Consider the following 13,436-nt stretch of genomic DNA (forward strand, 5'->3'; position numbering starts at 1 on the left):
CTGACGGCAAAATGTCTGCGTAAATTCCTCACTTTGCGGCGCATTATCCAGTGCGGACTATGCTTTTGCATACGGTAAACAAAATTTTGGGAAACTATGTCCAGATTCTTTTTTAACGACCGCAAACAGCTTGTCAACGATGCCATTGAAGGCATACTTCTCTCGGCGCCGCACGGTAATCTCGTCAAACTGGATATCGATCCGGCCATCCGCGTGGTGGCACGCGGCGACTGGGATAAAAGCCGCGTGGCGGTGATCTCCGGTGGCGGCTCCGGCCATGAACCGGCACATGCCGGGTTCGTCGGTAAAGGCATGCTTACCGCAGCGGTGTGTGGCGATCTGTTCGCTTCCCCAAGCGTCGATGCGGTCCTCAATGCCATTGTGGCGGTGACGGGCGATCGTGGCTGCCTGCTGATTGTGAAAAACTACACCGGTGACCGGCTTAACTTTGGCCTGGCGGCGGAAAAAGCCAAACGCTACGGCCTGAAGGTCGAGATGGTTATCGTGGCGGATGATATCGCCCTACCGGATAACAAGCAGCCGCGTGGTATCGCGGGAACGGCGCTGGTGCATAAGATTGCGGGATATGCGGCAGAACAGGGGAAATCGCTAAACGACGTGCGGGATATTGCGCAACAGGCCTGCGATAACCTCTGGAGCCTGGGGGTTGCGATGCAAACCTGTAACCTGCCGGGTAGCGATGATGAAGAAGGACGCATCAGGCAAGGCCACGTGGAGCTGGGGCTGGGGATTCACGGCGAGCCGGGGGCATCGGTGGTGGATACGCAGAACAGCAGGGCGATTATCGATACGCTGGTGACGCCGCTAAAAGCCCAGGCGGGTGACGGGCGCTTTGCGGTGCTGATCAACAACCTCGGCGGCGTGTCAGCGCTGGAGATGGCTCTGCTCACCAAAGAGCTGGCGCATTCGGCGTTGAAAGAGAACATTGCGTATCTGATTGGCCCGGCGCCGCTGGTGAGTGCGCTGGATATGAAAGGCTTTTCGCTAACGCTGTTAAAGCTCAACGATTTCTTCGAGAAGGCGATTCACGCCGAGGTCGAGACGCTGGGCTGGCAGAAGCCCGTCGCGTTCGCGCCCCTGCGTACCGTCCCCCATAGCGCCCTTCATGATCGCGTGGAATATACCCCGTCGGACAATCCGCAGGTGAGCGAGGCCGTCGCCTCGGTAACGAAAACATTGATCCAGCTGGAAAATCGCCTTAACGCGCTGGATGCCAAAGTAGGCGATGGCGATACGGGCTCCACCTTTGCACAAGGGGCGCGGGATATTGCGCAGCGACTTGAGGAGAACAACCTGCCCCTTAACGACGTGCCGACATTACTCCTGCTGGTGGGGGAGCGGCTGGCAACGGTGATGGGCGGATCGAGCGGCGTATTGATGTCGATCTTCTTCACGGCGGCAGGACAAAAGCTTCACGATGGACAGTCGCTACCTGAAGCATTGCTGAGCGGACTGGCGCAGATGAAGCAGTATGGCGGTGCAGATCTCGGCGATCGTACGCTGATCGATGCCCTGCAACCGGCGCTGGAGGCGTTACAGAAAGGCAATATTCAGGCGGCAGCGCAGGCCGCGCAGCAAGGGGCTGAAGCAACGGCGAAAATGGCGAAAGCCGGCGCGGGACGCTCGTCGTACGTGAATAAAGAGAATCTGGACGGGGTGATGGATCCGGGAGCGGTCGCGGTGGCGGAAGTGTTTAAGACCATGGTAGATGCAAAACGGTAACAACCGTTACCGTTTTTAGTGTTTGCGCCCTCTCCCTGTGGGAGAGGGTTGGGGTGAGGGCATCAGGCCGCACATTCCCCGGCAATCTCACATCAGAAATCCGCTTTCAACACCACGCGGTAGCGGGCTTTGCCGTCGCGCACGTGCTGGATCGCTTCGTTGATTTTTGACATCGGGTACAGCTCGGTGGTGGGTGCCACTTTTGTGCGTCCGGCAAACTTCATCAGCTTGCGTAACTCATATGGTGTGCCGGTAGCAGAGCCGGATATGCTGCGATCGCCGCCGATCAGGGTAAACGCCGGAACCGGCAGCGGCTTCATCACCGCACCCACGGTGTGGAAGTTACCGCCGTAGGCCAGGGCTTCAAAGTACGGCTGCCAGTCGAGATCGACGTTGACGGTGTTGATGATCAGGTCAAACTGGCCTGCCAGAGCGGTGAGCGCCTGGGGATCGCGACTGTTCACCACTTTATCCGCACCCATGGCCAGCACTTCCTGCTCTTTCGCCGGGTTAGAGCTGAACGCCGTGACTTCACAGCCCATCGCGTGCAGCAGCTTGATGGCGATATGGCCCAGACCGCCAATCCCGATCACGCCCACGCGGCTGGTGGCGGTGACGTGATGCATCAGCAGCGGTTTAAAGACGGTGATACCGCCACACAGCAGCGGACCGGCGGATTCGATATCAATGCTGTCCGGCAGCGGGATAACCCATTGCCAGTCGGCGCGCAGCTTATCGGCGAAACCGCCCTTGTTCAGGATGGTCGGCGTTGCGCCCTCAAGGCAGTTTATCTGGTTGCCGCTGATACAGGCGTCGCAGTGGCCGCAGCTGCGTGCCGTCCAGCCGATACCCACGCGCTGGCCCACTTTCAGCCCTTTGTCCTGCGCGGCGCTGCCGAGCGCCACGACGCGGCCAATGACTTCGTGCCCGGCCACCAGCGGATAGCTGGAAAAGCCCCATTCGTTATCGATCATCGAGAGATCTGAGTGGCAGATCCCGCAGTAATCAACCTGTACTTCGACGTCTTCCGCTTTTAGTTCGCCCGCATCGTACTCGTACAGCTCAAGTTCTGCACCCGCCTGCGGTGCGGCGTAGCTTTTTATCTTCGACATCGCATTTCCCCTGTTTTGGTGTGAACTGTGAGTGTAGAGCATTCAGTTTACAGACGCTTAACAGAAGACGGCAGGAACAAAACTTACAGACTTTTCAGCATCCTGACTTCGCAGTCCACGTGGCCCGTGCAGCCCAGTGGCGCATCGATATGCTCAAAGCCGAGATGTTCATACAGGCCAATGGCCTCTTTAAGGAAAGCGGTGGTTTCAAGGTAGCAACGTTTAAAGCCCTGTGAGCGTGCATGTTCCAGGGCAACCAGCGCCAGCTTTTTCGCCAGGCCTTGTCCGCGTATCGTTGGCAGGAAATACATTTTCTGGAGTTCACAGATATCCGGCTCGCTGCAAAGCAGTGGGGCAATGCCGCCGCCGCCCACGACCTGGCCGTCCTGCTCGATGACCCAGTAGGCATGGCCCGGCTGGCTGTACAGCTGAAAAAGTTCGTCCAGATTTGGGTCGGCCACGGTGTAGCCTTTGTCGGCGGTCAGGCCATATTCGGCAGAAACCGTGCGGATAACGGCGGCGATAGCCGGGTTGTCCTGCTCAGTGATCCGACGCATTGTCGTCGCGACGGGGGTAATCACGCTCATAGCATTACTCATGACAAAAATTGACACACAAATGCTGTTAATAGCACCGCAGAAAGGGGAGTGCAAGCGAGGAGTTTTCAGGAAGGATACCCCTTACGCCCTGAAGCGTAAGGGGTAAAAGCATTACAGCGCCGCAATAACCGCCTGCTGCTCGATCAGTTTGGTCTTCGCATCGGCGAAGGCAACCAGACGCTCACGCTCTTTGGCGATGACCGCTTCCGGCGCGCGGGCCACAAAGCCCTCGTTCGCCAGTTTGCTTTCGATTTTGCCAATTTCCACGTCGACTTTCGCCACTTCTTTCGCCAGACGCGCCAGCTCCGCATCTTTGTCGATCAGGCCCGCCATCGGGATCAGCAGCTCCGCGCCGTCGATGATTTTGGTCACGGAAACCGGACCTTTGTCATCGGCAGGCAGCACGGTGATGCTTTCCAGACGCGCCATGGTTTTCAGGAAGGTGTTGTTCTCGGTGACGCGACGAACGGCAGCTTCGCTGCAACCGCGCAGCAGCAGCTCCAGTGGTTTACCCGGAGCGATGTTCATTTCCGCGCGGATGTTACGTACCGCAACGATCGCCTGCTTCAGCCACTCGGTATCCGCAGACGCGGCTTCATCCACTTTCGCGGCGTCGAATGCCGGGAACGGCTGGAGCATGATGGTATCGGCATTAATACCGGCAATCACCTTCACGCGCTGCCAGATGGTTTCGGTGATGAACGGAATGATCGGGTGCGCAAGGCGCAGCAGACCTTCCAGAACGGTAATCAGCGTATTACGCGTGCCGCGCAGTTCCGCTTCAGAACCGCCGTTCATGACCGGCTTCGCCAGCTCCAGGTACCAGTCGCAGAACTGGTTCCAGGTGAATTCGTACAGGATGCCTGCCGCGATGTCGAAGCGGTAGCTGTCCAGCGCGTCGCGGAATGCTTTCACCGTCTGGTTAAATTCCGCCAGGATCCAGCGGTCTGCCAGAGACAGGGTCATTTCGCCGCCGTTAAAGCCGCAATCCTGATCTTCGGTGTTCATCAGCACGAAGCGGCTGGCGTTCCACAGCTTGTTACAGAAGTTACGGTAACCTTCCAGACGCTTCATATCCCAGTTGATGTCACGACCGGTGGAGGCCAGCGCCGCCAGGGTGAAGCGCAGGGCGTCGGTACCGTGAGATTCGATCCCGTTCGGGAACTGCTTCTCGGTACGCTTGCGGATTTTCTCTGCCAGCTGCGGCTGCATCATGTTGCCGGTACGTTTTTCCAGCAGCTCTTCCAGAGAGATACCGTCCACCATATCCAGCGGGTCGATAACGTTACCCTTGGATTTGGACATCTTCTGGCCTTCGTCGTCGCGGATCAGGCCGGTCATGTAGACGGTATGGAACGGAACCTGCGGCTTGCCGTCTTCGTCTTTGATGAAGTGCATGGTCATCATGATCATGCGGGCGATCCAGAAGAAGATGATGTCGAAGCCGGAGACCATCACGCTGGTTGGGTGGAACTGACGCAGCGCGTCGGTGTTTTCCGGCCAGCCGAGGGTGGAGAAGGTCCACAGCGCGGAGGAGAACCAGGTATCCAGCACGTCTTCGTCCTGGCGCAGGGCAACGTCAGCGCCCAGGTTGTTTTCCTGACGCACTTCCTCTTCGGTGCGGCCAACGTAGACATTGCCTTCGTTGTCGTACCATGCCGGGATACGGTGACCCCACCAAAGCTGACGGGAAATACACCAGTCCTGAATATCGCGCATCCAGGAGAAGTACATGTTTTCGTACTGCTTCGGCACGAACTGAATGCTGCCGTTCTCAACCGCTTCCACAGCCGGTTTCGCCAGCACGTCGGCACGCACGTACCACTGGTCGGTCAGCATTGGCTCGATAACCACGCCGCCACGGTCGCCGTACGGCACGGTCAGATCGTGAGGTTTAATCTCTTCCAGCAGGCCGAGTGCGTCAACGGCGGCTACGATGGCTTTACGCGCGGCAAAACGCTCCAGCTTCTGGAACTCAGCCGGGATGTCGCTGGAATAAACGTCGGATTCGTTGCCTTTGGTGTCATACACTTCTGCGCTTTCGCGGATATCGCCGTCGAAGGTCAGAATGTTGATCATCGGAAGTTGATGACGACGACCGACTTCATAGTCGTTGAAGTCATGCGCCGGGGTGATTTTCACGCAGCCGGTGCCTTTTTCCATGTCGGCGTGTTCGTCGCTCACAATCGGAATACGGCGGTTCACCAGCGGCAGCACCACGAATTTGCCGATCAGATCTTTATAACGCGGATCTTCCGGGTTAACGGCCACGCCGGTATCGCCCAGCAGGGTTTCCGGACGGGTGGTCGCCACCACCAGGTAATCTTTACCGTCGGCGGTTTTTGCGCCGTCGGCCAGCGGATAGCGGATGTGCCACATGGAGCCTTTAGACTCGCGGTTTTCCACTTCCAGGTCAGAGATGGCGGTGCGCAGTTTCGGGTCCCAGTTGACCAGGCGCTTGCCACGATAAATCAGGTCTTCTTTGTACAGGCGCACAAAGACTTCTTTCACGGCGTTGGACAGGCCTTCATCCATGGTGAAGCGCTCGCGCTCCCAGTCTACGGAGTTGCCGAGACGGCGCATCTGACGGGTAATGGTGCCGCCGGATTCTGCCTTCCACTGCCAGATTTTGTCGATGAACGCGTCGCGACCGTAGTCGTGGCGGGTTTTACCCTCTTCAGCGGCAATTTTACGCTCAACCACCATCTGGGTCGCGATACCCGCGTGGTCAGTCCCCGCCTGCCACAGGGTATTTTTGCCCTGCATGCGCTGGTAGCGGATCATGGTATCCATGATGGTCTGCTGGAAAGCATGCCCCATATGCAAACTGCCGGTGACGTTCGGCGGCGGGATCATGATGCAGAAGGACTCTTTGCTTTCGTCGCCGTTAGGCTTGAAATAGCCCTGCTGTTCCCAGTGCTCGTAAAGCGGCTGTTCGATATCGCGTGGGTTATATGTCTTTTCCATTATTTCCAGGTTGCCGTATTCAGGTTAAAACCGGCCAGGCGGTACGCTTTGTAGCGTTCGCGCGCCAGTTGTTTCAAGGATTCTTCGTAAGGGACAAAGTCTACCACTTCTGTGAAAGCGGTGGCAAAATCTGCAAAGTCTGTCCGCAGGCTAATGAGAATGTCGCGCGCGCTGCTGTTGCGTTTTTGCGGCCAGGCAATCTCCACCGGTGCCCCGCCGCGTGGACCTTCGCCCGACAGGTTATGCGGAACAAAACTCTCCGGCGGGCGCGCCCATAGCGCTTCATCCAGGCGAATCGCCTGCTGCTCATCTTCACAGGCAATCAGGACGCGTTTACCTGCGCGCCAACGTTCTGCGGCAATTTCACACACCAGCTGTTCAACGGCGCTGAGGCCATCCTGATGGGTGTCATTGTCCAGAAGGTAGAACGTTGCATTCTTCATATATGGGGCTTCTTGTCGTGGATTTAAATGCAAAGCCGGGTGGCGCTTCGCTTACCCGGCCTACGGTTGAGTGGCGTGTAGGCCGGGTAAGGCGTAGCCGCCACCCGGCGTTTTACATCACTCGTCGCCGTTAAAACCCGCACGATTGAGCAGGAACTGCGACAGCAGTGCCACCGGACGTCCGGTCGCGCCTTTGGCTTTACCGGAGCGCCATGCGGTCCCCGCGATGTCCAGGTGCGCCCAGTTGTACTTGCGGGTGAAACGCGCCAGGAAGCAGCCTGCGGTGATTGCTCCGCCAGGACGACCGCCGATGTTCGCCATGTCTGCGAAATTAGACTCCAGCTGTTCCTGGAACTCGTCCCCCAGCGGCAGACGCCACGCGCGGTCGCCGGCCTGTTCGGACGCGCCGATCAGCTCATGCGCCAGCGGGTTGTGGTTCGACATCAGGCCGGTGATGTGGTGCCCCAGCGCGATCACGCAGGCGCCGGTCAGGGTAGCCACGTCGATAACCGCTTCAGGTTCGAAACGCTCAACGTAGGTCAGCACGTCGCACAGCACCAGACGGCCTTCGGCGTCGGTGTTCAGCACCTCAACGGTCTGGCCGGACATGGTGGTCAGCACATCACCCGGACGATAAGCGCGGCCGCCAGGCATGTTTTCGCAGCCCGCCAGCACGCCGATCACGTTGATGGGCAACTGAAGTTCCGCGACCATGCGCATGACGCCGTAAACCGCCGCCGCGCCGCACATGTCGTACTTCATCTCATCCATGCCTTCTGAAGGCTTGATGGAGATACCGCCGGAGTCGAAGGTCAGCCCTTTACCGACGAGCACGATGGGTCGCGCATCTTCTGACGGATTGCCCTTGTACTCAATGACCGACATCAGGGATTCGTTCTGGGAGCCGTTACCGACCGCCAGATAAGAGTGCATCCCCAGCTCTTTCATCTGCTGTTCGCCGATAACGCGGGTGATGACGTTCTTGCTGTACGCGTCAGCCAGCTGGCGCGCCTGAGATGCCAGGTACGCGGCGTTACAGATGTTTGGCGGCATATTGCCAAGATCTTTTGCCGCTTTAATACCGGCGGCAATGGCCAGACCGTGCTGAATGGCGCGCTCGCCGCTGGTCAGCTCGCGACGGGTTGGCACGTTAAAGACCATTTTACGCAGCGGGCGACGCGGCTCGCTTTTGGTGGTTTTCAGCTGATCAAAGCTGTAGAGGCTCTCTTTTGCGGTTTCGACGGCCTGGCGCACTTTCCAGTACGTGTTGCGGCCCTTAACGTGCAGCTCCGTCAGGAAGCAGACGGCTTCCATCGAACCAGTATCATTCAGTGTATTAATGGTTTTCTGAATAACCTGCTTGTACTGGCGCTCATCAAGCTCACGTTCTTTACCACAGCCAATCAGCAGAATACGCTCGGACAGGACGTTCGGAACATGGTGCAGCAACAAGGTCTGCCCTGGTTTGCCTTCCAGTTCGCCACGGCGCAGCAGGGCGCTGATATAACCGTCGCTGATTTTATCGAGTTGCTCGGCGATCGGGGAGAGTCGGCGTGGTTCAAAGACGCCCACAACGATGCAGGCACTCCGCTGTTTCTCCGGGCTACCGCTTTTTACACTGAACTCCATGCACTACGCTCCTGAATCTTAAAGACAACGGCGGCGGCTACGGATAGAATTGAAACCTTTCGTAACTCATGTCCGCCGTTGTGGTGACTTCGTGTTAATCTTACGTTACTACGGTTTCGACACGTCAATAAATGTCATGAAGCGCGAATCCGCTGGGTTTTTTAATCTTAGCGATGATTTCGACGACTCAAGAGAATAAATGACGTTTAAGCCATGAAACAAGCTAAATTCCTGCATAAGACGAGTTTTAACGGGCGTATTTAAAGTGATAATCATAAGATATCTGGTTCGGGAGACGCTGAAGAGCCAACTGGCGATCCTCTTTATCCTCCTTCTGATCTTTTTCTGTCAGAAGCTGGTCAGGATCCTCGGCGCGGCGGTTGATGGCGAAATCCCAACGAATCTGGTGCTTTCCCTGCTCGGGCTTGGCGTGCCGGAAATGGCGCAGCTTATCCTGCCGTTAAGCCTGTTCCTTGGTCTGCTGATGACCCTGGGTAAGCTCTATACCGAAAGTGAAATCACCGTGATGCATGCCTGCGGCCTCAGTAAAGCCGTACTGGTAAAAGCAGCCATGGTGCTGGCGCTGTTTACGGGCATTGTTGCCGCGGTTAACGTCATGTGGGCAGGGCCGACCTCCTCTCGTCATCAGGATGAGGTGCTGGCGGAAGCAAAAGCTAACCCGGGGCTGGCGGCGCTGGCGCAGGGGCAGTTCCAGCAGGCTACCGACGGTAACTCCGTGCTGTTTATCGAAAGCGTTGATGGCAACCGCTTCAATGACGTGTTTCTTGCTCAACTGCGCCCGAAAGGTAACGCTCGGCCTTCTGTGGTGGTGGCGGACTCCGGTCAGCTGTCGCAGCGTAAAGACGGCTCTCAGGTTGTCACGCTGAACAAAGGAACGCGTTTCGAAGGCACGGCTATGCTGCGCGACTTCCGTATTACCGATTTTCAGAACTACCAGGCCATCATTGGCCATCAGGCCGTTGCGCTCGATCCCACGGATACTGAGCAGATGGATATGCGCACCTTAATGAATACCGATACCGATCGTGCGCGTGCTGAACTGCACTGGCGTATCACGCTGGTATTCACCGTATTTATGATGGCGCTGATGGTGGTTCCGCTGAGCGTGGTAAACCCGCGCCAGGGCCGCGTGCTGTCGATGCTGCCAGCGATGCTGCTGTATCTGGTGTTCTTCCTGCTGCAAACCTCAATCAAGTCTAACGGCGGGAAAGGAAAAATTGACCCGATGATCTGGACCTGGGTCGTGAATGGTTTGTATCTGCTGCTGGCAGTCGGACTCAACTTGTGGGACACGGTGCCTGTGCGTCGTCTTCGTGCCCGGTTTACGCGTAAAGGAGCCATCTAATGCAGGCGTTTGGCGTACTTGACCGCTATATCGGTAAAACGATTTTCACCACCATCATGATGACCCTGTTCATGCTGGTGTCGCTCTCGGGCATTATCAAATTTGTCGACCAGCTGAAAAAAGCCGGGCAGGGGAGTTACGACGCGTTGGGCGCCGGGATGTATACCCTGCTCAGCGTACCAAAAGATGTGCAGATCTTCTTCCCGATGGCGGCCCTGTTGGGGGCGCTGCTGGGCCTGGGGATGCTGGCTCAGCGTAGCGAGCTGGTGGTGATGCAGGCATCGGGTTTTACCCGTATGCAGGTTGCGCTGTCGGTGATGAAAACCGCGATCCCGCTGGTGCTGTTGACCATGGCGATTGGCGAATGGGTCGCGCCACAGGGCGAACAGATGGCGCGTAACTACCGTGCTCAGGCTATGTACGGCGGTTCACTGCTCTCCACGCAGCAGGGATTATGGGCGAAAGATGGTCAGAACTTTGTCTATATCGAACGCGTGAAAGGGGACGATGAACTGGGCGGCGTGAGTATCTATGCCTTCAATAACGATCGTCGTTTACAGTCGGTGCGTTATGCCGCCTCCGCTAAATTTGATGCGAACAACAAGCTGTGGCGGTTATCCCAGGTTGATGAATCTGACCTGACGAACCCGAAACAGATCACCGGTTCGCAGACCGTTAGCGGTACCTGGAAAACCAACCTGACGCCGGACAAGCTTGGGGTGGTTGCGCTCGATCCCGATGCGCTCTCCATCAGCGGTCTGCATAATTACGTGAAGTATCTGAAATCGAGCGGACAGGATGCGGGGCGTTACCAGCTCAACATGTGGAGCAAAATCTTCCAGCCGCTGTCCGTGGCCGTGATGATGCTGATGGCGCTATCGTTCATCTTTGGACCGCTGCGTAGCGTGCCGATGGGGGTTCGCGTGGTAACCGGTATCAGCTTTGGTTTTGTGTTCTACGTCCTCGATCAGATTTTCGGTCCGCTGACGCTGGTGTATGGCATTCCGCCAATTATCGGCGCACTGTTGCCGAGCGCCAGTTTCTTCCTGATCAGCCTCTGGATGCTGCTAAAACGCTCCTGATAAACCTTCTTCCTCGCTCCCGGTTGCCCGGGGGCGAGGCTAATCTCCTGTTTCACCCCGCACTTTTTCTCACAACCTTCAACGCCTCGCCGTGAATTTGAGTATTATTGAGCGATAAAGTCGTGAAGGGATCCTCTATGAAGCAAATTCGAATGCTGGCCCAGTACTACGTCGACCTGATGATGAAGCTCGGGCTGGTGCGTTTTTCCATGCTGCTGGCGCTGGCGCTGGTCGTTCTGGCCATCGTCGTGCAAATGGCCGTGACCATGGTTCTGCATGGTCAGGTCGAGAGCATCGACGTGATCCGCTCTATTTTCTTTGGCCTGCTGATTACCCCATGGGCGGTCTATTTTCTCTCCGTGGTGGTTGAGCAACTGGAAGAGTCCCGACAGCGTTTATCGAAACTGGTGGATAAGCTGGAAGAGATGCGCGAGCGCGATCTCAAACTCAACGTCCAGCTCAAGGACAACATTGCCCAGCTGAATCAGGAAATTTCAGACCGTGAGAAGGCGGAAGCCGAGCGTCAGACCACGCTTGAGCAGCTAAAAGTTGAGATGAAAGAGCGTGAAGTGACGCAGATCCAGCTTGAACAGCAATCCTCTTTCCTGCGCTCGTTCCTCGATGCGTCGCCGGATCTGGTGTTCTACCGTAATGAAGATAAAGAGTTCTCCGGCTGTAACCGGGCCATGGAACTGTTGACCGGGAAAAGCGAAAAGCAGCTGATCCACCTGAAACCTCAGGATGTCTATTCCGAAGAGGCGGCAGCAAAAGTGATGGAGACGGATGAAAAGGTCTTCCGCCATAACGTTTCGCTGACCTATGAGCAGTGGCTGGACTACCCCGACGGGCGCAAAGCCTGCTTTGAGATCCGCAAAGTGCCTTATTACGACCGGGTGGGGAAACGTCATGGTCTGATGGGCTTTGGCCGTGATATCACCGAGCGTAAGCGCTATCAGGATGCGCTGGAGCGCGCCAGCCGGGATAAAACCACCTTCATCTCCACCATCAGCCATGAACTGCGCACCCCGCTGAATGGCATTGTGGGGCTGAGCCGCATTCTGCTGGATACCGAGCTGACCAGCGAGCAGGAAAAATACCTAAAAACGATCCACGTCTCGGCGGTCACGCTGGGCAATATCTTCAATGATATTATCGACATGGATAAGATGGAACGCCGTAAAGTTCAGCTCGACAACCAGCCGGTTGATTTTACCGGTTTCCTCGCGGACCTGGAAAACCTGTCAGGTTTACAGGCTCAGCAAAAAGGGTTGAGCTTTGTGATGGAGCCAACGCTGCCGTTGCCGCATAAAGTGGTGACGGACGGCACACGTCTGCGGCAGATCCTGTGGAACCTCATCAGCAACGCCGTGAAGTTTACCCAGCAGGGGCAGGTTGCGGTGCGCATTCGCTATGACGAAGGCGACATGCTGCACTTTGAAGTTGAGGACTCGGGTATCGGCATTCCTCAAGAGGAACAGGATAAGATCTTCGCCATGTATTATCAGGTTAAAGACAGCCACGGCGGTAAACCGGCGACCGGTACGGGCATTGGACTGGCGGTGTCGAAACGTCTGGCGAAAAGTATGGGCGGGGATATCACCGTTGCCAGCCAGCCGGGTAAAGGCTCCACCTTTACGCTTACCGTCCACGCGCCTGCCGTCGCGGAAGAGGTGGAAGATACGTTTGAGAACGACGATATGCCGCTGCCAGCCCTGCACGTCCTGCTGGTGGAAGATATTGAGCTGAACGTTATTGTCGCCCGGTCGGTACTGGAAAAACTCGGTAACAGCGTGGATGTGGCGATGACCGGCAAAGCCGCGCTGGAGATGTTCACGCCGGGCGAGTATGACCTGGTGCTGCTCGATATTCAGCTACCGGACATGACCGGGCTGGATATCTCCCGCGAGCTGACGCGCAAATATGCTCCTGACGAGCTGCCGCCGCTGGTGGCGTTGACCGCAAACGTGTTGAAAGATAAAAAAGAGTATCTCGAGGCCGGTATGGACGATGTGCTCAGCAAGCCGCTGGCGGTACCCGCCCTGACGGCGATGATCAAGAAGTTCTGGGATACCTGTGATGAAGAGGAGAGCACCATGACGTCTGTTGATAGCGCTAAAGCCCAAACGATACTGGATACCGCCATGCTGGAGCAGTATATCGATCTGGTGGGACCAAAACTGATCACCGATGGCCTCGCCGTGTTCGAAAAAATGATGCCGGGCTATCTGAACGTGCTCGAATCCAACCTGACGGCGCGTGACCAGAAGGGCATCGTCGAAGAGGGACATAAAATCAAAGGCGCGGCAGGATCTGTCGGGTTACGCCATCTCCAGCAGCTGGGCCAACAGATTCAGTCGCCTGATTTACCTGCCTGGGAAGATAACGTAGGTGATTGGGTCGAAGAGATGAAACAAGAGTGGCAAAACGATGTGGCAGTGCTGAAAGCCTGGGTGGACGCCAGAAAAAAATGACCCCGGCTATACCGGGGTGCGCGA

General features: G+C 56.8%; 9 protein-coding genes. 4 read left to right on the plus strand and 5 right to left on the minus strand.

The window, feature by feature from the left end; translation table 11 throughout:
• Positions 1–96 precede the first annotated feature (96 nt).
• Positions 97–1,743 (plus strand): dihydroxyacetone kinase subunit DhaK, encoded by a 1,647-nt coding sequence (locus SK58_RS04585; RefSeq protein ID WP_032649667.1) that lies wholly within the window; start codon positions 97–99, stop codon positions 1,741–1,743.
• 92 nt (positions 1,744–1,835) lie between these two features.
• On the opposite strand, the gene SK58_RS04590 is transcribed toward SK58_RS04585, so the two are convergent.
• The 5 genes from SK58_RS04590 to pepA all read right to left on the minus strand — a co-directional run bounded on the left by SK58_RS04590 (position 1,836) and on the right by pepA (position 8,493).
• Positions 1,836–2,855 (minus strand): NADPH-dependent aldehyde reductase Ahr, encoded by a 1,020-nt coding sequence (locus SK58_RS04590; RefSeq protein WP_015571992.1) that lies wholly within the window; start codon positions 2,853–2,855, stop codon positions 1,836–1,838.
• An 83-nt stretch (positions 2,856–2,938) separates the two neighbouring features.
• Entirely contained in the window at positions 2,939–3,442 is a 504-nt protein-coding gene (locus tag SK58_RS04595) for a GNAT family N-acetyltransferase (protein ID WP_003861887.1), read from the minus strand.
• Between the two features lie 123 nt (positions 3,443–3,565).
• Positions 3,566–6,421, minus strand: a complete 2,856-nt coding sequence (locus SK58_RS04600) for a valine--tRNA ligase (protein ID WP_047729351.1) — start codon at positions 6,419–6,421, stop codon at positions 3,566–3,568.
• The gene (gene holC / locus SK58_RS04605) at positions 6,421–6,864 is read right to left on the minus strand and encodes a DNA polymerase III subunit chi (protein WP_003861884.1); all 444 of its coding nucleotides are present in this window, start codon (positions 6,862–6,864) and stop codon (positions 6,421–6,423) included. Before holC ends, SK58_RS04600 begins: the two co-directional genes overlap by 1 nt.
• A 117-nt stretch (positions 6,865–6,981) precedes the next feature.
• Positions 6,982–8,493 (minus strand): leucyl aminopeptidase, encoded by a 1,512-nt coding sequence (gene pepA / locus SK58_RS04610; RefSeq protein WP_003861882.1) that lies wholly within the window; start codon positions 8,491–8,493, stop codon positions 6,982–6,984.
• Between the two features lie 265 nt (positions 8,494–8,758).
• Here pepA and lptF point away from each other — a divergent pair, with 265 nt between their 5' ends.
• From lptF to arcB, 3 genes are all read left to right on the plus strand, one after another.
• Positions 8,759–9,859 (plus strand): LPS export ABC transporter permease LptF, encoded by a 1,101-nt coding sequence (gene lptF, locus SK58_RS04615; protein WP_003861881.1) that lies wholly within the window; start codon positions 8,759–8,761, stop codon positions 9,857–9,859.
• On the plus strand, positions 9,859–10,941 hold the full coding sequence (gene lptG, locus SK58_RS04620) for an LPS export ABC transporter permease LptG (RefSeq protein ID WP_001147540.1): 1,083 nt from the start codon (positions 9,859–9,861) through the stop codon (positions 10,939–10,941). The genes lptF and lptG overlap by 1 nt, the downstream gene beginning before the upstream one ends.
• 137 nt (positions 10,942–11,078) lie before the next feature.
• Positions 11,079–13,412 (plus strand): aerobic respiration two-component sensor histidine kinase ArcB, encoded by a 2,334-nt coding sequence (arcB, locus tag SK58_RS04625; RefSeq protein ID WP_048219436.1) that lies wholly within the window; start codon positions 11,079–11,081, stop codon positions 13,410–13,412.
• Positions 13,413–13,436: the final 24 nt, after the last annotated feature.

Origin of the sequence: Enterobacter sp. BIDMC93 (genome assembly GCF_001037805.1) — a bacterium.
Classification (GTDB): domain Bacteria; phylum Pseudomonadota; class Gammaproteobacteria; order Enterobacterales; family Enterobacteriaceae; genus Enterobacter; species Enterobacter hormaechei_C.

Excerpts from the sequence above, each read along its gene's own strand:
- SK58_RS04585 (WP_032649667.1), top strand. The coding sequence starts at position 97 with ATGTCCAGATTCTTTTTTAACGACCGCAAACAGCTTGTCAACGATGCC.
- pepA (WP_003861882.1), bottom strand. The coding sequence starts at position 8,493 with ATGGAGTTCAGTGTAAAAAGCGGTAGCCCGGAGAAACAGCGGAGTGCC.
- lptG (WP_001147540.1), top strand. The coding sequence starts at position 9,859 with ATGCAGGCGTTTGGCGTACTTGACCGCTATATCGGTAAAACGATTTTC.
- arcB (WP_048219436.1), top strand. The coding sequence starts at position 11,079 with ATGAAGCAAATTCGAATGCTGGCCCAGTACTACGTCGACCTGATGATG.
- SK58_RS04595 (WP_003861887.1), bottom strand. The coding sequence starts at position 3,442 with ATGAGCGTGATTACCCCCGTCGCGACGACAATGCGTCGGATCACTGAG.
- SK58_RS04590 (WP_015571992.1), bottom strand. The coding sequence starts at position 2,855 with ATGTCGAAGATAAAAAGCTACGCCGCACCGCAGGCGGGTGCAGAACTT.
- SK58_RS04600 (WP_047729351.1), bottom strand. The coding sequence starts at position 6,421 with ATGGAAAAGACATATAACCCACGCGATATCGAACAGCCGCTTTACGAG.
- holC (WP_003861884.1), bottom strand. The coding sequence starts at position 6,864 with ATGAAGAATGCAACGTTCTACCTTCTGGACAATGACACCCATCAGGAT.